19 protein-coding genes, 1 tRNA gene and 1 other annotated feature are annotated in these 19,332 nt (G+C 45.8%); of the genes, 8 read left to right on the forward strand and 12 right to left on the reverse strand.

Annotated features, from left to right (window positions below):
• Positions 1–136: 136 nt before the first annotated feature.
• Together FFM77_RS13365 and FFM77_RS13370 are read right to left on the reverse strand one after the other, a co-directional pair.
• Positions 137–208, reverse strand: a tRNA-Arg gene (locus FFM77_RS13365).
• A gap of 23 nt (positions 209–231) precedes the next feature.
• Complete coding sequence (locus FFM77_RS13370; protein ID WP_137636272.1) at positions 232–996, reverse strand: flavodoxin family protein; 765 nt, start codon at positions 994–996, stop codon at positions 232–234.
• Positions 997–1,408: 412 nt separating this feature from the next.
• On the opposite strand from FFM77_RS13370, the gene FFM77_RS13375 reads away from it, so the two are divergent.
• The gene (locus FFM77_RS13375; protein ID WP_137636273.1) at positions 1,409–1,741 is read left to right on the forward strand and encodes an ArsR/SmtB family transcription factor; all 333 of its coding nucleotides are present in this window, start codon (positions 1,409–1,411) and stop codon (positions 1,739–1,741) included.
• A 55-nt stretch (positions 1,742–1,796) separates the two neighbouring features.
• On the opposite strand, the gene FFM77_RS13380 is transcribed toward FFM77_RS13375, so the two are convergent.
• On the reverse strand, positions 1,797–2,681 hold the full coding sequence (locus FFM77_RS13380) for an RluA family pseudouridine synthase (protein WP_137636274.1): 885 nt from the start codon (positions 2,679–2,681) through the stop codon (positions 1,797–1,799).
• A gap of 95 nt (positions 2,682–2,776) precedes the next feature.
• Here FFM77_RS13380 and FFM77_RS13385 point away from each other — a divergent pair, with 95 nt between their 5' ends.
• Complete coding sequence (locus FFM77_RS13385) at positions 2,777–3,922, forward strand: serine hydrolase domain-containing protein (protein ID WP_137636275.1); 1,146 nt, start codon at positions 2,777–2,779, stop codon at positions 3,920–3,922.
• 50 nt (positions 3,923–3,972) lie between these two features.
• Here FFM77_RS13385 and recQ read toward each other — a convergent pair whose 3' ends face one another.
• On the reverse strand, positions 3,973–5,775 hold the full coding sequence (gene recQ, locus FFM77_RS13390; RefSeq protein ID WP_137636276.1) for a DNA helicase RecQ: 1,803 nt from the start codon (positions 5,773–5,775) through the stop codon (positions 3,973–3,975).
• Positions 5,776–6,239: 464 nt separating this feature from the next.
• Entirely contained in the window at positions 6,240–6,458 is a 219-nt protein-coding gene (locus tag FFM77_RS13395) for a helix-turn-helix domain-containing protein (RefSeq protein ID WP_137636277.1), read from the reverse strand.
• A gap of 176 nt (positions 6,459–6,634) precedes the next feature.
• On the opposite strand from FFM77_RS13395, the gene FFM77_RS13400 reads away from it, so the two are divergent.
• The 4 genes from FFM77_RS13400 to asnA all read left to right on the forward strand — a co-directional run bounded on the left by FFM77_RS13400 (position 6,635) and on the right by asnA (position 11,175).
• On the forward strand, positions 6,635–6,883 hold the full coding sequence (locus tag FFM77_RS13400) for a hypothetical protein (RefSeq protein WP_223876848.1): 249 nt from the start codon (positions 6,635–6,637) through the stop codon (positions 6,881–6,883).
• Between the two features lie 84 nt (positions 6,884–6,967).
• Entirely contained in the window at positions 6,968–8,164 is a 1,197-nt protein-coding gene (locus FFM77_RS13405; protein WP_137636278.1) for a helix-turn-helix transcriptional regulator, read from the forward strand.
• A gap of 73 nt (positions 8,165–8,237) precedes the next feature.
• A complete protein-coding gene (locus tag FFM77_RS13410) occupies positions 8,238–9,644 on the forward strand; it encodes a C69 family dipeptidase (protein WP_137636279.1) in 1,407 nt (468 codons plus the stop codon).
• Between the two features lie 202 nt (positions 9,645–9,846).
• Positions 9,847–10,104: a binding site (T-box leader), on the forward strand.
• Between the two features lie 63 nt (positions 10,105–10,167).
• Positions 10,168–11,175 carry an aspartate--ammonia ligase gene (gene asnA, locus FFM77_RS13415; protein WP_137636280.1) on the forward strand — a complete coding sequence of 336 codons (1,008 nt, stop codon included), beginning with the start codon at positions 10,168–10,170 and terminating at the stop codon, positions 11,173–11,175.
• Between the two features lie 223 nt (positions 11,176–11,398).
• On the opposite strand, the gene FFM77_RS13420 is transcribed toward asnA, so the two are convergent.
• From FFM77_RS13420 to FFM77_RS13440, 5 genes are all read right to left on the reverse strand, one after another.
• Entirely contained in the window at positions 11,399–11,518 is a 120-nt protein-coding gene (locus FFM77_RS13420) for a putative metal homeostasis protein (RefSeq protein WP_171001644.1), read from the reverse strand.
• A 91-nt stretch (positions 11,519–11,609) separates the two neighbouring features.
• On the reverse strand, positions 11,610–12,275 hold the full coding sequence (locus tag FFM77_RS13425; protein ID WP_171001645.1) for a thioredoxin domain-containing protein: 666 nt from the start codon (positions 12,273–12,275) through the stop codon (positions 11,610–11,612).
• Between the two features lie 159 nt (positions 12,276–12,434).
• A complete protein-coding gene (locus FFM77_RS13430; RefSeq protein WP_137636283.1) occupies positions 12,435–12,896 on the reverse strand; it encodes a P-loop NTPase family protein in 462 nt (153 codons plus the stop codon).
• A 124-nt stretch (positions 12,897–13,020) separates the two neighbouring features.
• Positions 13,021–13,521, reverse strand: a complete 501-nt coding sequence (locus FFM77_RS13435) for a thioredoxin domain-containing protein (protein ID WP_137636284.1) — start codon at positions 13,519–13,521, stop codon at positions 13,021–13,023.
• 56 nt (positions 13,522–13,577) lie between these two features.
• On the reverse strand, positions 13,578–14,783 hold the full coding sequence (locus FFM77_RS13440) for an MFS transporter (protein ID WP_137636285.1): 1,206 nt from the start codon (positions 14,781–14,783) through the stop codon (positions 13,578–13,580).
• A 126-nt stretch (positions 14,784–14,909) separates the two neighbouring features.
• Between FFM77_RS13440 and FFM77_RS13445 the strand changes: the two genes are divergently transcribed.
• Entirely contained in the window at positions 14,910–15,272 is a 363-nt protein-coding gene (locus tag FFM77_RS13445; RefSeq protein ID WP_137636286.1) for a winged helix-turn-helix transcriptional regulator, read from the forward strand.
• Between the two features lie 85 nt (positions 15,273–15,357).
• A complete protein-coding gene (locus tag FFM77_RS13450) occupies positions 15,358–15,642 on the forward strand; it encodes an iron-sulfur cluster repair di-iron protein, ric (RefSeq protein WP_137636287.1) in 285 nt (94 codons plus the stop codon).
• A 69-nt stretch (positions 15,643–15,711) separates the two neighbouring features.
• Here FFM77_RS13450 and FFM77_RS13455 read toward each other — a convergent pair whose 3' ends face one another.
• Together FFM77_RS13455 and FFM77_RS13460 are read right to left on the reverse strand one after the other, a co-directional pair.
• Positions 15,712–16,488 carry a helix-turn-helix domain-containing protein gene (locus FFM77_RS13455; protein ID WP_171001646.1) on the reverse strand — a complete coding sequence of 259 codons (777 nt, stop codon included), beginning with the start codon at positions 16,486–16,488 and terminating at the stop codon, positions 15,712–15,714.
• 128 nt (positions 16,489–16,616) lie between these two features.
• A complete protein-coding gene (locus FFM77_RS13460; protein ID WP_137636289.1) occupies positions 16,617–19,151 on the reverse strand; it encodes a M1 family metallopeptidase in 2,535 nt (844 codons plus the stop codon).
• Between the last annotated feature and the right edge of the window lie 181 nt (positions 19,152–19,332).

Genomic DNA, 19,332 nt, shown 5'->3' on the forward strand with positions numbered 1-19,332 from the left:
ATTACAAAAAAGAAACCAATTCGAAAATGAATTGGTTTCTCATAGGATCATTCATCAACAGCCGTTGACAAAGAGCCAAGAATAGCCGGTATATCAAGGGTTATCCCTATCAATACCGGCTATTTCTGCTTATTATTGCGCCGCCAGAGAGTCGAACTCTGATCGCAAGGACCGAAATCTCGCGTGCTATCCATTACACTAACAGCGCCTACACAAATATCGTACCACTTTTTAGCGCCGCCGATGCTTGACGACGGTGAAAAAGTGCAAGATTGACGCTAATAATACGTAAAAAACGACTACAAAGACCCCATAATACGCCCAAAAGTTATCCAACGGGATCAAGCGACCAATCCCCGCTTCAATCCCCATCGTCACCAAGGCCATCACGGCAATCATGCCAAACAATTCTAGGTATCGTTTCATCGTATTATCATCTCGCTCCTTCTTAGTTGCGGCACGTTGCCCGACTCGTTCACATTCCGCTTGCTTCTTAGCTGACAAGCTCGTCATGCCAAATGTCTTCGTGACCACAATCTCACGAATCTTAATCAAACCGCCCATAGTTAAAAACTTATCCATGGTTTTAAAAGCTGCATCAGTTACGCCGGTCACGAAATTCTCAACCCCACCGGCATAACAATTCGTAATGGTGACGTAGTGTTTATTTTTGAACCGATCCGGGACTGCTTCCCCCACCGCATTGTAGCGCGCAATCCGATTCCGCATGCAATCTAAAAAATTCTTCATAATTCCTGATAAGCCACCTAAATAAGTTGGAGCCGCTAAAACCCATACATCGGCGGCCAACAATTTGGCTTCTATCCTATCCAATACTGGATTAGGCTGGTTATCGTGATCCGCTGTTAGCTGATAGTCAGCTAAGTTGATCCAGTCAGTCGTCGCTTGCCCAGCCGCGCCTTTTAGCACCGCCTGCAAAGATTGACCCGTGATCCCGTTTGGTTGTTGGGATCCTAAAATACCTAACACCCGCATTATCCTCACTCCTTCGCTAACTTCTATTTTAACTCAAATGAACCAATAAATGGATACCAAACAAACATTAATCATTCAACCCGCTAATTATGAACAAACCAAATAAAAACGATTGACAATTGATTAAAGTGTTGTTTTAATTAATAGTAAGCATAGGTGTTCCTTAACCTAAGCCGTCCGTTCGACAACTTGCGGACATCATGATCTCTCGTGATGATTACCAATGGCACGCCAAGCATCACGGGGATAAATTGTGACCTAGCTATTAGGTCCAAACGTCAAGGATGGCGTAGTTGTCTGCTTAATCTGCCAGCGCCGTTTCAGCGTACCCGCGGGCTTAACACTGCGCGACCACGCATGGGGGGAACGACTCGACGTCGATTAAATAGAATCTGAAAGGACTAGGTCAGTTATGGCTAACTATCAAAAATCTGAAGCAGCATTAGCAGCGAGTGCCCAACTGATTGGGATCTTCGCTGAAAAAATCCGCCGCCAAATCATTATCGCTCTCGGGAACAGTGGTGATGGCTTGAATGTGACCGATATTACCGCGCTTGTTAACATTTCCCGACCAGCCGTCTCGCACCATCTACGTTTAATGCGGGAGGCTGGCGTCATTGAGATGCGCAGTAACGGGGTTGAACATATTTATTATCTCACCTTATCGGCACCCTTAAAACAATTACAAATGACCTTTGATGCTTTGGCCGCTGATTATCAGCCGGTCACCAAGCCATCAGATTAAGGCAATACAGCTAAAAACAGTGTTCACCGGCAGCTTGTCGGTAAACACTGTTTTTTTACTGGAGCTTGTTAACTAAGGTAACTAAATCAGCTGGTAATGGTGCTTCAAACGTCAATTGTTGATCACTAAATGGATCGTGGAACGTCATCGTGGCCGCATGCAAGGCTTGCCGTTGAATCAACGTTTGATCACCGCCATACAAGGCATCACCTAATAGCGGATGACCCCAATGGGTAAAGTGAACGCGAATCTGATGGGTCCGCCCCGTCACTAAGGTCAATTGGACTTCGGTGACTTCACCATAAGTTGCTTGCACCCGGTAACGGGTAATGGCCATCTGACCATCATCGGTCACTTGGCGGCGTGGTGACTCATCGACTCGGCCAATGGGCGCTTCAATCGTCCCATTAACCGGGCTCAAAGCGCCACCGCTGACCCAAGCACGGTATGTCTTTTTAAACGTGTCTGCGACCGGTTTCCAAGCCATCATTCCTTGAGCAACGCGATGTTTTGCAACTAAGACGAGACCACTCGTATCGCGGTCCAAGCGGGTAATCAAATGTGGCTTTAAGTTTTCAGCTTTCGTTGCGATTAAATGGCCTTTAATCCGATTAACTAACGTGTCCGTTCGATTGGTTGGTCCCGGCACGCTACTGACACCGGCCGGCTTATTCACAACCAACCAGTTATCATCTTCGTAGACGACTACTAATGGTTCCTCACTCACGGCTACTTCCGGATCAGCGGCTTCAGCGGGCAGTTCGATGCCGGCAATATCGCCATCCTCAATCGTAATCGCCCCAACCTCAGCTTCGTCATTCACAATAAACATCCCGCTACCATGCTTGATGCCTTTAATCAGCCGCATGCTAATCCCATGTGTCGTCAAAAAATGTTTCATCGACACCGGAGCGCCTTGATGTTGCCAGTTTATCTGCATTAATTTCTCTCCTTAAAAATAGACTAAAATTTAACATTCAACGTTGTACAAACATGCTATAGTAGTGATAATTGATAACTTTGGGGGAATTTCATATGCATTATTCACAATCACGCTGGCCGCGTCAGTTGCGGCTCTTTTTCATCATCCTAGCTTGCGTGGGGGCCGTCGCACTAACGGGCAAGTCCATCTGGAACCAGGTCCATCCGAATACGAAGCCAACGGTGACCACGACTAAAGTCGCCAAGCCACATGTCAAAGCCAAACCACTAGCGAAACCGGCACCACTCACCACCGTCGTTAAGAATCCAAAATTAGATCATTATTTAACCCAACTGCATTTTTCAGGCACAGCCTTAATCGTCCGCAATCACCAAGTGATCTTGCGCAAAGCTTATGGCCTGCGTAATCGTAACCAGCATCTCGCCAATCAACTCAACACGCCCTACTACATCGGGTCGACAGAAAAGGCTTTGATTGCGACGGCCATTTTACAATTACAAACAGCCGGCAAGTTAAAGATTAACGCCCCAATCAAAACTTATTTTCCTAAATTTCCAAACGGTCAATCGATCAAGCTGAAAAACTTGTTGACCCACACTTCGGGATTGACCGGCCACCAAGAAGCCAATGCCGCTATCACACCGGCTGCCCTGTTACACGATATTGAAAAACAAGGCGTGCAGGCACAACCTGGCCGCTGGCACTACTTAGACAGTAATTATACCGTCTTGGCTTACCTCGTTGAAAAGCTCAGCGGTGAATCCTTAGATCACTATTTACAGCAACACATCTTCAAGCCGGCCAATATGACGACGACCTTGACCTATCAGGCCTTCGCCAAAGCCAAGCAACGTTCGACCGGCTATCGGTTAACCAATGGTCAGTATACCACGCCGAGTTTACCAGACCTATCCCAACTTTACGGGGTTGGCAACATCGCCATGACGGTTACCGACATGTATCGCTTCGATCAAGCCTTAATGACGAATCGGCTCATCACCAAAACCGCCCGCAAACAAATGCTGACGGCTGGTAGTCCTTCTGGCTATGGCATGGGCTTTTACGCCGATCCCGGGGCTTATAATAGCCACGGAATCGTTAGTGGTTGGAATATCTCCAATAGCTTCACCCACACCGGTAAAACCTACATTGTCTTAATGTCGAATATTCAAAATAACATTAGTTCATTTGGCCTGGTTAATAGCCATTTGTACAGTTTACTGAACCAGTCTAATTAACTGGTATATAGCGATTACTCAAGGGTGTCGTCAGTTAACTGACAGCTAACTCAAGCTTCAGAGCCTTCTGTAGTTGCGGGGGCTTGATGCGCATAGGCTCGAATGGTTTCCATAAACGTTTCACCATATTTCTCGAGTTTGTTTGCACCGACGCCCCGCACTTCGAGAAAGTCATCATCATTTTCTGGCAGTAGATCACACATGGAATGCAACGTTTTGTCTGAGAAAATGACAAATGGTGGCACATGTTGTGCTTCCGCCAAATTACGACGCAACGTCCGTAATTGTTCAAATAATGCCCCATTCACTGGCACGGCCCGTTCAACGGTCCGTGCCGTTTTGCGATAGACTTGGGTGCTACCTTTGAGCACTTCAACACCAGTTTGTGTGACGGCTAAAGTCGGATATTGACCGCCAACACTTTGCAAATAGCCCGCCGCCGTTAAGAACTCAATCAATTCACCAACACTTTTTTGCCGTTGCCCGGCCATAATCCCGTAAGTCGATAACTCACTTAGATTCGAGTCGCGAATCCGCTGATTATTGGCACCGGTCAAGACTTGGGCGACCACGCCTTTACCAAAGCGGGAATGCAAGCGCACCACACATGACAAGACTTTTTGGGCATTGGTCGTAATATCTTGGGCTTCTCGGTCATCGGTACAATTACTGCAACGGCCACAAGGTTCCGACGTTTCGCCAAAGTATTTTAGAATAAATTGCTGTAAACAGCCCTGAGTATTGGCATATTGGCTCATGACTTGTAGTTTCCGATACGAGCGGTGCTTGTGTTCCTCATCCATTTCCGAATTATCAATAAAGAAGTGTTGAATCTGCGCATCCGAAGCCCGATAAATCAAAATAGCTTCACTTGGCAACCCATCACGTCCGGCCCGACCGGCTTCTTGGTAATACGCTTCTAGTGTGCCGGGAACTTGGGCATGAATGACAAACCGCACATTACTCTTATCAATCCCCATCCCAAACGCATTAGTTGCGACCATCACTTGCACCCGGTCATAGAGAAAATCTTCTTGATTCTTGCGCCGGACATCATCATCTAAACCGGCATGATACATGGCAGCTTTGACCTGATGATGATTCAGTAGACTCGCAATTCGTGCGACTTCTTTTCGTGTGCTGGCGTAAATAATACCGGCTTCTCCGGCGTTAGCTTTTAAATAATCTAAAATATAACGATCAGTATCTTGATCCTTGACCACCGCTAAATTCAAATTGTCGCGGGCAAACCCCGTATTAACTTCATGATCCGGTGCAATTGCCAATCGCTGGCAAATATCTTGGGCCACTTGTTCAGTCGCCGTGGCCGTTAACGCTAGGACTTGCGGATGCGTTGGTAATTGTTCAATCGCAGTACTTAAGGCCAAATAACTCGGTCGAAAATCATGCCCCCACTGTGAGATACAATGGGCTTCATCAATCGCCAATAATTTAATCGGCAACTGGCCTAAATCCTGGACAAATTGCGAAGAATCTAAGCGTTCCGGCGCAATATACAACAAGGTATAATCGCCAGACCGTAATTCCTGCATTCGTTGATAAATCTCTTGATGCGACATCGAACTATTAATATAGGTCGCTGCGATGCCGTTATCATTTAACGCATCGACTTGATCTTTCATTAGGGAGATCAATGGGGAAACGACGACCGTTAACCCGTCAAATAGTAAGGCCGGAATCTGGTAACATAACGACTTACCGCCCCCGGTGGGCATGACTGCGAGCGTATTTTGTCCGGCTAATACTTGTTCAATGACCGCCTTTTGCCCCGGTCGAAATTCATCATAACCAAACGTTGTTTTTAATACTTGTTGCGCCGCCGCTAAGTCCATCGCCGAATTGCTCCTTCGTGTTAATTTCAGTGTTTCCATTCTACCGAGAAATGCCGTCAGTTACAACTCGCGCCTCTGGGTTAACTTGCCATTTTCTTGCCACTCTGGTTGGGTCAGCATTGGCTGGAACGTGGTGGCCACGTTTGTGAGCCAAGGACCGGTCTCACAAGCCGGGCTTTGACTAAATCGGAAAATCACCGATTAAGTCAAACGACACCACCGAGCCAATGCTGACCCGCCCTGCGTTAACTAACTGCTATGTTTTAACTAACGAACATTTTAAACAGGTACCTAATTAAAAATACTCAGTCATCAAATAAAAGTCATCACGACTCCTTCAACAAAAAACTACGCAATTTTCAGCTGAATTAGTGTTTCTAACACATCGCAACCTTTAAAAATACGCAGTAAAAAAGTCAACCGCATCGGTATAAACCGGTGATGGTTGACTTTTTGTTGACCCATTAATTTTCTGATTTAGGTTGTGGGGTTTGTTTGGGTCGGCCGCGATGATCGACCAGACCGGCCGCCCCGCTTTGCCGAAACTTGCGTACCCACGTATAGACCTGGGGGTACGACACATTGTACTTATCAGCAGCCTGCTGGTAGTTATTTTCATGTGCCAAGGTGTAATTCACAATTTCCAAACGTTCTTCGTATGACGCTCGCCGTCCACGCTGCATGGCAAGATTCCCCTTTCGTTAAGCCATGTTTTATCATACCAACTAATTGGGAATTTTTGTAGCATTTATTCAGGAAATAGCGGATTTTGCTACCGAAAAATTTATTCGCATTGATTAGTCTTTTATACTAGCCAAAAAGAACATTTGTTCGTATAATAGTTTTTGAGGTGATTTCAATGCAAAACTTAACCGTTAAATTCGACAATCAAACTAAAATTTTAAAACTCGATCCATTCATGCTCTATGTCCGCGTCAAACCACTACATGGCGACGATCAGCCGATCAACTGTCTCATCGTCCGCCACGCGTTAACCTTTTTTTATCAACTCAAGCCCAATGTGCAACTTGCACTATATGGCCATTATAATCAGCGCCATCAATTTGTCATTAACAAGTTCATGGTGGGACAAGCTGTCGCTGCTTAACCTTTTTTAATTTTAAAAAATTAAAACCCATCTAGTTTGCGTACTTATTAGTAACCAGCCTAAGAAAACGGAGGACCAGTTATCATGGCGACCACGCCAATCGTCTTAGAACGACCGATGCCCAATTCACAAAATTATTTTTACATTATCGGCTATCCAGTCTGCTATGCCACCCCCACCAAGCAACTCTTACCCGTTGAAAGCGAGTTACCAATTGGCTTGATTCAGGGAATTGATTTAGATGCTAAAGGTCGTTATTGTATCACTTTTAAGGGACACAAAAAGTTTGTCCTAACAGCTAAAAAAGTTCTCAATACTTGGACTAATCCGGATAATATTCCAGTCACCGACTTACTGGCAACAGACGGTTACCAACTGGATACCGAACTAGTGGCACCCTTGTCACGCTCAGCTCAATTTACCGAACTCTTAGCCACAATCTTACCACTCAAAGCCCCGTTAACAACGCTGCCAAGTCATTATATCGTCGTTGATTGCGAATTTGGCTGGTTATTCAAGAAAACGGCTACTGGTCAAACCATCAATTGGCAACAAACGACGATTGCGGGCGCCCACACGAGTATCTACCAATTGAGTGCACTTGGCTTTAATCAAACCCAATCAACATCAGTCTATTTCAATCGTTATCTTGATAATCCGTATTTTCTGCTGGCTAAGAAGTTAACGGGCCTCCGTGAAACTGGCCAGACTCTGACAGACTATGAACAGCAAAGCAATCCCGTTACCGTGTTACGGGCGTTTATCGCAACCGTCCTAACCCCAGGGCTCCCGCTGGTCTTCTGGGATCAACGTAATGACTTGCAAAATTTACAGTGGCTACTCGCCTATCATTACCAAGATCTGACCCCTGCAGAGCAAGCTATCATCACCACTCCAATCCAAGTTTTCGATTGCGAAAAGTACACGAATCAAGTCATTAATCGTAGTAGTAACCAGCAACTTACCACGGTTCATGATTTACCGCTTAATGGCGTTGCTGGCCTACTGAACATCGTCAATCCCAAACAGCACAATGCGCTTTGGGATGCCCTAACGATTCACCATGTCATGCGACAATTAGCTGCTATTCGAGCAACCGAGCCCACAATCTTGACCGCACCACAACGTCCACAGCCAACTCAAATTCCATCATTAACAAAGGCTCAACACGTACACCAACTGCGGGCTGCCGGCAAAACTTATCGTGAAATCGCCTTAGCTTTGGGGATTAGTATTAGCGGGGTGAACTATATTTTGAAGAAATCTGCGACGACTGAATAATCCGAACCGGTTCTTTTGACTAACCTGAAAGCGTATAATGAAGTTAACAAACTTAAAGGAGTGTCATGCGAACATGGAAAAAAGAATCAAAGGGTCATGTACCACGATTTTAGTTGGTAAAAAAGCCTCAATCGACGGCTCAACCATCATCTCACGTAACGATGATGGCCATGAAGCCTTAGACCCAGAACGATTAGTCGTCGTCAATCCAGCCGACCAACCTAAGCACTACCAATCTGTCATTAGTAAAGTTAAAGTCGAATTGCCAGATAACCCGTTACGTTATACGTCAATTCCAAACTCAATCTTAACAAACGGGACTTGGCCTGCTGCTGGGATTAATAGCGAAAATATCGCCATGTCAGCGACTGAAACTATCACCACAAACTCACGCGTCTTGGGGATGGACCCACTCGTAGCTGGTGGAATCGGTGAAGAAGACCTCGTCACGTTAGTCTTGCCGTATATTCATAGTGCTAAAGAAGGGGTCTTACGTTTAGGTAGCCTCTTAAAAGAATATGGGACTTACGAACCAAACGGGATTGCCTTTTCTGACAACAACGAAATCTGGTGGTTAGAAACCATTGGTGGGCATCATTGGGCCGCTAAACGGATTCCAGACAATGCTTATGTCGTCGCCCCAAACCGGATGAACATTGATGACTTCGACTTTGATGCCGATGACACCTTAAGCTCCGACGATTTACAAGGTTTAATCGATCAATACAACTTAAATCCTGACTTTGATGGTTACAATTTACGCCATATCTTCGGCAGTGCGTCGATTAAAGACACGGTCTACAACAACCCTCGAGCTTGGTTCGGTCAGAAGTACTTCACACCTGACGTTGATCAAGATCCAATGGGCCAAGATTTGCCATTTATTTGCCATGCTAACCGTAAAATCTCGATTGAAGACGTCAAATTTGTATTGAGTTCTCACTTTGAAAACACCAAATATGACGTTTATGGGACCGGTTCAGAAGCTGACAAGACCTTATTCCGGCCAATCGGGATTAACCGGAACCATGATGTGCATATTTTGCAAATCCGCAACAACGTGCCAGCTGCCATTGCTGGGATTCACTGGCTCGCATTTGGTGCCAATACGTTTAACACGGTGGTGCCTTTCTATGCCAACGTTAACGACACCCCCGCTAGCTACAAAGATGCTAACGGAACGTTCGACTTGAACAACATGTACTGGTTGAGTTGCACAACCGCCCTGCTTGGCGATACCGACTATGACTTATACGTCGACATGCGCAATAGCTTTGAACTGGAAGCCATGGGTGCGTACCGTCAGATTCAAAACGAAACTGACGCCGGCTTAGCTGGTCAGACCGATGTCACCGCCTACTTGGAAGCCGCTAACAGTCAATTAGCCGCTGAATCCATGAAACGCCAGACCAAGTTGCTCGGTGATATGGTCATCATGGGCTCTGAACACATGAAACTCCGTTATAACTTGAACGACTAATGATGCTAAAAACTGTTGCTGGTCTAATTTGACTGGCAACAGCTTTTTTTAAATTAATTTTTAATGGCATTTAGCCGGCAAATCACCTTAAATCACTAGCTTTCCAGGGTCTAGAATGAGAGCCACTATCATCGTTCACTATTAATTTTTTAATTTTTAGGTTTACATTTTAAAAATCAGTGCTAATATAAATGTCACAAGATAAAAAACGTAGGAAAGAGGAGTACGTTCAACCAACCTGCCAGTGAATCGGGACATAGTGGAAACCCGACCAGACCTTGCTTGAACCGAAAAACACTTTCTTAGTTGCTAACTGAAATAATTATATTATTGATTAAAGTAGGATTAGTCGTTTACCGGTACGTTATCATCGGTGGAGTATGTTTGTACTCTGTAAAAGCTGGTTTATTTTAGATAAACAACTTGGGTGGTACCGCGAAAAAAGTCTTTCGTCCCTTGATTATGTCAAGAGACGGAAGACTTTTTTCGTTTTATCTTATAATAACCCAAAGGAGAATGTCTTATGCATTTAATTATTCCAAAGTCATACGATCCAAAATTATCCGTTAAAGAAACCCAACAGGCCATCCGTTATATTCGTGAAACCTTCCAAACTGAATTTGGTAAGGAATTAAACTTATCACGGCTATCAGCCCCAATGTTCGTTACGAAGTCATCTGGTTTAAACGATAACTTAAACGGTGTCGAAACCCCCGTATCCTTTACGATGCAAGACTTACCTGACGAAACGATTGAAATCGTACATTCCTTAGCTAAGTGGAAACGGGTCGCTTTAAAGCGTTATGGCTTTGACATGCACACTGGCCTCTACACTAACATGAACGCTATCCGTAAAGACGAAGACTTAGACAACTTCCACTCGGCTTACGTCGACCAATGGGATTGGGAAAAAGTCATCGCCAAAGACGAACGGACGATTGACACTTTACAAGCTACAGTTAAGACAATCTTCAAAGTGATCAAGCATATGGAACACGAAGTTTGGTACAAGTTCCCTAAAGCGGTTCATCATTTACCTGATGAAATCCACTTCATTACCACTCAAGAATTGGAAGACCTTTATCCCGACAAGACGCCTAAAGAACGTGAAAATGCCATCTGTAAAAAGTATGGTGCCGTCTTCTTAATGCAAATCGGTGGCGAACTCCACAGTGGCAAACGTCACGATGGCCGCGCCCCTGACTACGATGACTGGCAATTAAACGGTGATATCTTATTCTGGTACGAACCATTAGACTGTGCCCTTGAAATCTCCAGCATGGGGATTCGGGTCGACGCTGACTCATTGAGCAAACAATTGAAAATTGCTGGTGCCGAAGATCGTTTGAAGTACGATTACCATCAAGCTATCTTGCACGACCAACTTCCATTCACAATTGGTGGCGGGATCGGCCAATCACGACTTTGCATGTTATTACTTGGCAAAGCGCATGTCGGTGAAGTTCAAGCTGCCCTTTGGCCACAAGCGATGATCGACAAGTGTGAAGCTAACGGGATTCATCTACTTTAATTAGTAAGTCCTTGCCACTTCGGTTGGTCTGGCTTGATGCTGAAACGCGGTGGCCGCGTTTTCGAGCCAAAAAATGGTCTCGAAAGCCAGGCTTTGACTAACCCTCGGCTAAGTCAACTTTCACCACTGAGCATCATCCAGCCCGCCCTTCGTTAACAACTGAATATATATAATAAATGGCACTCGCCAACGATCAAATCGTTAGTGAGTGCCATTTTTAGTTTCATTTTATTTTTTGCACTTGGCGCCGATAGTCGTGTAAGACCTTTAAGGCTCGCTTACGGGACTTGATATTTGAACTGTGTAAGCGACGACGCGCACTTGCTAAATCTGCTTTTTCCATGATGGAAGCCTCCTGATATTTAAACCGTAATCATTACCATTTAGTCATCATACCAGCTATATCCATGAAAGAAAAGTATTAAGCTTGGAACCTAGTCTGATGACGATCTTTCAGCGGCTTCGCGTTTTTCCATCTTCGCAATCACGGCCAGAATCTTGGCCTCTTTCGCTAGTCGTTCCGGGGTGCGTGCAGCCGGAATCACGGTAAAGCGATCATCGGCCTTCCAACTAAAATAATCCTTCCGATAATCAAAGACTTTGGTCAAATAAGCCGCCACGACCGTCGATTCAGAACCGGCCACCAACTCATCGTTTACGATAAAGCTCGGTAGACTGCTCAACTGATTACGTTCGGCTTCTTCTACCACTTGCTGAGCCACAATCACTGACGTGGCCAGTGGCGCCAACTGATACGTCCCGCGTAAATACGCATCGGTGTCCGGCGCTGCTCTTAAGTCATCTTGTTGATGGAAGACGGCTTGTACAAACGCCAAGGCGGCATCGGGATGACTGTAATCAATATACATATTCGCCACATTGCCTGCGGTGAGTAACGGTGAGGTCTTGTTCCAAAACTTTAAATGCAGGTTCAAATAGCCCGTGCTGGTCACACGTAACAATTCTGTTTCATTTGCCAGCCACCAATCTTGACTATATGGACAGCCAAGGTTTAAAATCGCCGTCAGTTCAAAAGGTGCTTGATTGGTACCGAGATTTAACGTCGTTTCATCACTCAAATTGAAGTCTAAGTTTGACATGGGCCCACCTGCTTTCATTGGATTGGTTACAGTATACCCAATTCAGTGCCAAAGCCTTAATAAAAACCCTCAACTCATACCGTCTTTACAAGTTCTTAACACTAAGCCCACTAAAAAACGGATTCAACCCTGGTCACTGACCGGTTGAACCCGTTTTGATTAAGCCCGCAAGTCCGCTAAGACTTGGGCCGTTTGTGCTTCTAAACTTAAGTTAGTTGGAAATTGATATTCTTGTGGCACATTCAACCGATCATGTAAAAGCCAACGCAGCTTCAGATGACGATGACTGACCACCGTCTCGGGAACTGGTCCGTCAAAATGATAGACTAACGCCCGTTCAAATTGGCGCATCAAGCTCACTAACATCGCTCGATAACGCGCACTCACTAGGATGCCTTCAACAATCACATATTCGATCTGTCGATTATTGCAAGCCGCCAATTGTTTGATGACCCCAATCGCTAGATTACCTGGTTGATCATGGACGTGCAAGATACGATCACGCACCACCGCTTGTGAAATCACTAAGCTCGATGGCCCTAACGCCGCCTGTAAACGATGCGCTAACAGCGTCTTGGCACTATCCCCGTTACCCCGTAAAATAATTAATTTGGTTTCCATCCTAGCTTCCTTCCGCCTTACTTAAAATCCGAACCTTTTCGTTTCCTGAAAAACGATACTTAGCTATTCTACCACAAAACCAACCCAGTGCTGCAAAAAATCCGGGTTGGTTCTTAAAATTAGTCTATTCAGTTAATAAGTCAGCAATGGTTGGTAACGTTTCATCGGCATAAGCTTGACCTTGATAAATCACCGTTGGCAAACTGGTAATCCCATTAGCCGCCACTTCGCGGTCAATCTGCTGGCGAACGGTATCGGCCTGCGCATAAGGTGCGACTTGGTAAGTCTTTTCCAGATAGGCAGGAACTGCCGCCAAGTCAGCATCGCGTAACGGATCTTGATTTTGAAAAACGGCTTTAATTAAACTCAATGCAGCAGCCGGATGCCGATAGTCCACATACCCATTAGCCACATTACCGTTCAATAATGTGGGCTTTACTTTGTTCCAAAATTTAAGATGTACTTGCAATTGACCTTCGTCGATGGCCGTAAACAAGGCGGCTTGATTAGGCGACCACCAATCGCGGGTATCGACACAGCCAAGATTCAAGATTAGGGTCAGTTCGTGTGGCGCTTGTGGATTACCATAAGTTAGCGTGGTTTGTGGATCAACTTTAAAAGTCATTTAGCTTCAGCCTACTTTCAACTATTTACCACTAGTATACGCCATTAACCTTGAACTTAATCGTCGCAATCCGCCTGGTCCAACTTCCGGGCTGGTTTCGCTAACCAAATCAAACCGAGTAATAGCACTAAACTAACGGCGACCATCAACGCCCCGAATAACGGTGTCCAAGTCAGCCCAAATTGGGTCGTCACTTGCCCACCAATTCCGGAACCTAATGCAATCCCCACGTTAAACGCTGAGATGTTCAAGGCTGACGCCATCGTCACATCTTGTGGCGTGTGGACTTCGGCTAACTGCACAATGTAAAGTTGCAACCCAGGAACATTCATAAAGGCGAAGATCCCCATTGCTAAGACGGTGAACAACCCAAGCCAATGACTGTGAGCCGTGACAGTTAAGACTAATAACGTGATGAATAGACCAACAAACATTTTAAACAATGCGACCAACGGCTTAGTATTTGCCCAACGGCCACCCAGCGTATTACCAAGTGCCACCATTAAGCCATAAACAACCAAGATAATGACCACGGCACTCGCGGACCAACCCATCGCTTGTTCCAATAATGGTGACAAGTACGTGTAAGCCACAAAGGTTCCGCCATAGCCGAGCGCGGTCACCAATAACGCTAACAGTAATTGCGGGTTAGTCAAGACGCGGATAATCCCACGCGCCGTCGCTTTAGCGGGCAATGGTAAGTTACGGGGCACTAACCAATAATCAGCGATCAAGCCAATCACCCCAATTGCACTAATGAAGATAAACGACCAGCGCCAACCGCCAAGTTGCCCAATCATCGTTCCCAGCGGTACCCCGGTCACCGTTGCAACGGTCAGACCAGTGAACATTACCGCAATCGCCGACGCCCGTTTTTCAGGTGCCACGACATCCGCCGCAATCACTGACGCCACGGTCATAAAAATGCCATGGGCTAAGGCAGCCACGACCCGACCGACTAATAAGATCCCAAAAGTTGGCGCCAATGCTGCTAATAAATTACCGACAATAAAGAGCCCCATAATCAGCATCATCAATTTATGCCGATTCAACCGTCCTGTTAGTAAGGTCATCACCGGTGCCCCAATCATGATCCCCAGCGCATAGATTGATACGGTCAACCCGGCTTGTGCCAAATCAATGTGAAAATGACTAACCAGTAACGGCATCAAACCGACACTAATGAACTCCGTGGACCCAATCGCAAACGCACTAATTGCGAGTGCTAATAACGTCCAAGTTGGATTAACCTTTTTTGACATTTTCATTCCTCCTAAACTTGCTTACGTGATAAATAATGATTATACTAGCAAGTAACTTTAAGACAAGTACCTACTTTAAAGTGGGATACCCACTAAAAAGTAAGTATGGATTAGGAGGACCTTTTTATGCCAACCAAAACGTATCAAATTGGGGTTGAAGCCACCATGGAAGTGATCGGTGGCAAGTGGAAGTCGATTATTCTCTGCCATCTACGGCAAAAAGCTATGCGGACTAGCGAACTTGAACGCGCGATTCCGCAGATTTCACAAAAGATGCTCGTCCAACAATTACGGGAGCTCGAAGCCGCCAACATCGTTACCCGACACGTCTACCAGCAAGTCCCACCGCGCGTCGATTACAGTCTGACTGACTACGGCCATAGCCTATCCGGCGTCCTACATGATCTCTGTGTCTGGGGTGAGGAAAATATTGACCGCCGCCGTGAACAAGGTGAAGCCATTACATTACTCCATCGCGATGATTTATAAAGGTGTCGCCAGCTTGACGGCCATCAAGTTATTTGCGTGAAACCTTGGTTATACTAAGGTCATTCAATGAAATGAGGTGGCTCAAATGAATCCTGTAAAAACGTATTTAGCTGACCATGCCGACCAACTGGATTTTTACACCCAAGCAATTACCAATGCTCATGGTGCGCATCATCCCGAAGTCTTTGCCGTTCGTGACCAATACGTCCAGCTCCGTGCCGATAGCGCTAACAATCGCCAATTAACTGACAACTTTACCCAGTTACGGACGACGACACATGACTATGCTATCCCGAATGACGTGTGCCCCGTCTTTAAAGCCACTTACCACATGCTGGCTAAAGCTGATGCCTTGAATACACAAGCTTAATGAGCATCAAAAAAATCGATAACCGGATTAGTGTGCTGACTAACCCGGTTATCGATTTTTTAGTTGCTTTCATCCCCGTGACGACTTAGTGGCGCCGACTTTACCAGCATTAAAGTGGTTATACAGTGATTCTCCCCGTAACAATAAATCCACAATGTGGTCGTCATCATTGACCGATACGCCCTGACGTTGCAAATAAGTGACGAATTGTGGTAAAAAGTCTCGCACTTGTGATCCAAAGTCGAGTGCCCAGTGCTGGCCGCTAGTGGTCACAATCAATAATTTGAATGAATCCGAACCAAAGTCAAATGGCCGAATCCGTTCGCGTGTCTGATACTTAATCGTGACTTGGGCCATGGTCTGATAGGGAATCGTCTTTAAATGCGGGTCTTTTTCCAAAAGCTTTTTAAAAATCCACCCGTGAGCATAATGCCGCACAACGATGCGATCTTGTTCAATAATCCAGTAATCTTTCGTCAAGATTGGTAGTAAATACCCCGCCGCAAAGATCAACACCATCGTCAAGATTGACCAATTTTTAAAATCAAAGCCACTTAATAAGATGCTCAATAATAGCCAACCAGCCATCAATGCCAACACGTGACTCCGCCGATACCGATGACCAACCACGTATGGCTTCTTAAAGAATGGACTGCCTTGCACTAACTCATCTAAGGACAAATTATATAAGTCCGACAATGCCAACAAATTATCAATCGTTGGGACCGTCTGCCCACGTTCCCACTTCGAAACTGCCTGTGTTGAGACAAATAATTTTTGGGCTAATTGCGCTTGTGTATAGTGATTTTGCAAACGTTGCTGCTTTAACATTTCTTGTAACCGCATCTGACTCATCCCCCGCTTGATTTAAGTTAAGCCTACGCCAAGCGCGGTTTAAAGGCAATCAACTAGCGGTTGAGTCGCAAAAAGGTGGCACTAACACTTGGTTAGCCCCACCTTTTTCAAAATTATGCTTATTTAATTGCTTGGGCCACTGCGTCATTCACTGCCGCAGCTTCAGCTTCAACTAAGTCAACGCGACTCGTAATCACCTTAATATCCATTTGGATTTCACGGGTCAAACCAGGCGTATTTAGCTTCGGTTCAAAGAAGGCTTTGAATTCAGCCAACCGATCTGCCGTCCGGAAAACACCAGCAATCACGGTAATGTAAGTCGTGAATTCCATATCACCACCGACCGTGGCTTCTAGCCATGACCAGTCGTTACGAATCCAATCCCACGCGGCTTGTTGCCCCGCATGGTTAGCCAAGACGCCACGGAACCAAGCCCGCAAGTCTTGTGGCTTGATGGTTTCGGCATCTTCAAACTTTTCGATTAAGGTCGCAATCAACTTGTCATCTGGCGTACTCGTCAAAGCCGCGGCAATGTCTGCCTTAAAGCTGGCATCGGCCGTCTGCTTGGACGCAGCCAACAAGTCATTGAACAAGTCGGCACTACCAAAGTTTTGCACTTCGTTCCGTAAAACGAAGACCCGGGTGTCGGCTGACAAAGTTGCTAATCGATCCCGGTTAGCCGTAAACAGCTTGTGGGCCGCCGCAACTGCGTCCGAATTCTTCGCATATAAAGCCGCACTCAAAACATATGGCCGAGTCAATTGGTCATCGTTAGATTCACCGGCTTGTGGCGTCCAGCCTAAGCGCGCAACTTGAGCCGCACTTAAGTGATCGTATAAGCCTTGCAAAGCTTTTTCTTCATTAGAGTCCGGGGTAACAAACTTCTTCAAGTCCCCCGCGACCCGATATAACGCATCGTTAACCACCGTGGAATGACTACCGGCAAAACGTGTTAATAATGGCACGATGCTGGCATAAGAAATCTGCCGACCTTCTGCTAATAAACGTAAATCTTGCAACAATTGTAATTGATCGATGGCAGTTAGATTGTCCAGGTTCGCCAAAATATCGTCCAACAGCGTTTGGTCATACTTCACGATAAAGTGGGAATTGTTGCCCACGTTTAAGCGGAATGGTTGGCCATTATCAGCCCGTAACTGGGCATAATCACCCAAGGTCGCGCTCGTGTCAGCTAAGATAGCTGGGGCCGCTTGGTAATTGCTGTTCAATGGAATCTGCCATTGACGACCTTGGTCTTGACCATCACCGATGAAGAATTGTTGTTGGCTAATCGTTAATTGACCGTCAACCACACTGGCGCTAACGACTGGATAACCTGGTTGTTCAAGCCATGAATTCATGATTGCCCCAACGTTCATACCAGATGCATCACCTAAGGCCGCCCATAAGTCAGCCCCAGTGGCATTGCCGTATTGATGCGCCTTGAAGTAAGCTTTCAAGCCCTTACGTAAGGCCGCATCACCAACTAATGCGCGCGCCATAACTAACATCCGGGCCCCTTTAGCATAGACAATCGCACTATCGAATAAGGCATCGATTTCAGCGGGATTTTCAACTTGGACGTGAACGGATTGAACCCCGTCCGTAGCATCCCGTTGTAACGCCGCTGCGGCTTCAGAAGTTTGGAAAGTTTCCCAAATGTGCCAGTCAGGTTCTAAGGCATCGACCGCCACGTATTCCATCATGTTGGCAAAACTTTCATTTAACCAGAGATCATCCCACCACTTCATGGTGACCAAATCCCCGAACCATTGATGCGCAAGTTCATGTGCAATCACGGTTGCGACCCGTTGCTTCATATCTAGGGCCGTGTTATCAGGATCGAGTAATAAGTAGGCTTCACGATAAGTCACTAAGCCCCAGTTCTCCATCGCCCCGGCAGAGAAATCTGGTAAAGCCAGTTGCCATGAATGTGGCAGTGGGTATGGCGTCTGGTAGAAGTCTTCATAGAATTCAATCGAACGCTTGGCAATGTCTAAGGCAAAGTCGAGTTCGTTGGCCTTGTGGGCTTTGGTACCGAAGACCCCAATCTTTACGCCACTCTTGGTTTCGGTTAACTTACTTTGAAGTTCACCAAAAGCAAACGCGATTAAGTAGGTGGACATCTTAACTGTCGTATCGAAGTAATGGACCCCATTTTCGGTCTTCACTTCAGGCATGTTGCTGATGATGGTTTCGCCAGCGTGTTCGTCAAACTTGATTGCCAAGTCAAAGGTGGCCTTCGCTTCCGGTTCATCAACACATGGGAACGCTTGGCGTGCAGCCGTCGTTTCAAACTGTGTCCCGATAATCTGCTTCTTTTCGCCAGCGACTTCGTAATATGAGGGGTAGATGCCCATCATCGAATCCGTTAATGGCGCCGTGTACGTGATGGTTAGCGTAGTCTTGCCAGCCTTAGCGAGGTCAATATGAATGGCTTCGTTATCCGCATCGAGCTTAAATGGCACCTCTTGACCGTCAGCTTGAACGGCGGAGACTGCTAAGAATTTTTGGTGAATGTTAATCGCCGTTGCTTGGGCGTCACCAGTAATCTTAGTCTGGCCACTGATTGTCTTAGTGGCCCGGTTAATATCGAGATAAATATTGTAATGTTCTGGTTGGAACGTTTGGTAAAAATGGGTTAATTCTGCCATGAGTTTCTCCTTGATTTGTTAGAATAGTTTCATTATACGTCATTTGATTGGTTGGTGCTGGAATCGGGATAGTAATGGGACTATTTTATTAAAAATAAATTCTCTTCCTCGATTTAAAATTGAAGTGCAACACCTGCTCTACTAGACCAGTTCTTTATTCAGACTAGTCAAAAAGGCCATG

Source organism: Lactiplantibacillus songbeiensis, from assembly GCF_005405125.1.
GTDB lineage: Bacteria > Bacillota > Bacilli > Lactobacillales > Lactobacillaceae > Lactiplantibacillus > Lactiplantibacillus songbeiensis.

Bases quoted from the DNA above. Each gene is read 5' to 3' on its own strand.
- FFM77_RS13430 (WP_137636283.1), bottom strand. From the start codon at position 12,896: ATGGAAACCAAATTAATTATTTTACGGGGTAACGGGGATAGTGCCAAG.
- FFM77_RS13450 (WP_137636287.1), top strand. From the start codon at position 15,358: ATGAATCCTGTAAAAACGTATTTAGCTGACCATGCCGACCAACTGGAT.
- FFM77_RS13375 (WP_137636273.1), top strand. From the start codon at position 1,409: ATGGCTAACTATCAAAAATCTGAAGCAGCATTAGCAGCGAGTGCCCAA.
- recQ (WP_137636276.1), bottom strand. From the start codon at position 5,775: ATGGACTTAGCGGCGGCGCAACAAGTATTAAAAACAACGTTTGGTTAT.
- FFM77_RS13370 (WP_137636272.1), bottom strand. From the start codon at position 996: ATGCGGGTGTTAGGTATTTTAGGATCCCAACAACCAAACGGGATCACG.
- FFM77_RS13435 (WP_137636284.1), bottom strand. From the start codon at position 13,521: ATGACTTTTAAAGTTGATCCACAAACCACGCTAACTTATGGTAATCCA.
- FFM77_RS13420 (WP_171001644.1), bottom strand. From the start codon at position 11,518: ATGGAAAAAGCAGATTTAGCAAGTGCGCGTCGTCGCTTACACAGTTCA.
- FFM77_RS13410 (WP_137636279.1), top strand. From the start codon at position 8,238: ATGGAAAAAAGAATCAAAGGGTCATGTACCACGATTTTAGTTGGTAAA.
- FFM77_RS13385 (WP_137636275.1), top strand. From the start codon at position 2,777: ATGCATTATTCACAATCACGCTGGCCGCGTCAGTTGCGGCTCTTTTTC.
- asnA (WP_137636280.1), top strand. From the start codon at position 10,168: ATGCATTTAATTATTCCAAAGTCATACGATCCAAAATTATCCGTTAAA.
- FFM77_RS13395 (WP_137636277.1), bottom strand. From the start codon at position 6,458: ATGCAGCGTGGACGGCGAGCGTCATACGAAGAACGTTTGGAAATTGTG.
- FFM77_RS13445 (WP_137636286.1), top strand. From the start codon at position 14,910: ATGCCAACCAAAACGTATCAAATTGGGGTTGAAGCCACCATGGAAGTG.
- FFM77_RS13425 (WP_171001645.1), bottom strand. From the start codon at position 12,275: ATGTCAAACTTAGACTTCAATTTGAGTGATGAAACGACGTTAAATCTC.
- FFM77_RS13400 (WP_223876848.1), top strand. From the start codon at position 6,635: ATGCAAAACTTAACCGTTAAATTCGACAATCAAACTAAAATTTTAAAA.
- FFM77_RS13460 (WP_137636289.1), bottom strand. From the start codon at position 19,151: ATGGCAGAATTAACCCATTTTTACCAAACGTTCCAACCAGAACATTAC.
- FFM77_RS13455 (WP_171001646.1), bottom strand. From the start codon at position 16,488: ATGCGGTTACAAGAAATGTTAAAGCAGCAACGTTTGCAAAATCACTAT.
- FFM77_RS13440 (WP_137636285.1), bottom strand. From the start codon at position 14,783: ATGTCAAAAAAGGTTAATCCAACTTGGACGTTATTAGCACTCGCAATT.
- FFM77_RS13405 (WP_137636278.1), top strand. From the start codon at position 6,968: ATGGCGACCACGCCAATCGTCTTAGAACGACCGATGCCCAATTCACAA.
- FFM77_RS13380 (WP_137636274.1), bottom strand. From the start codon at position 2,681: ATGCAGATAAACTGGCAACATCAAGGCGCTCCGGTGTCGATGAAACAT.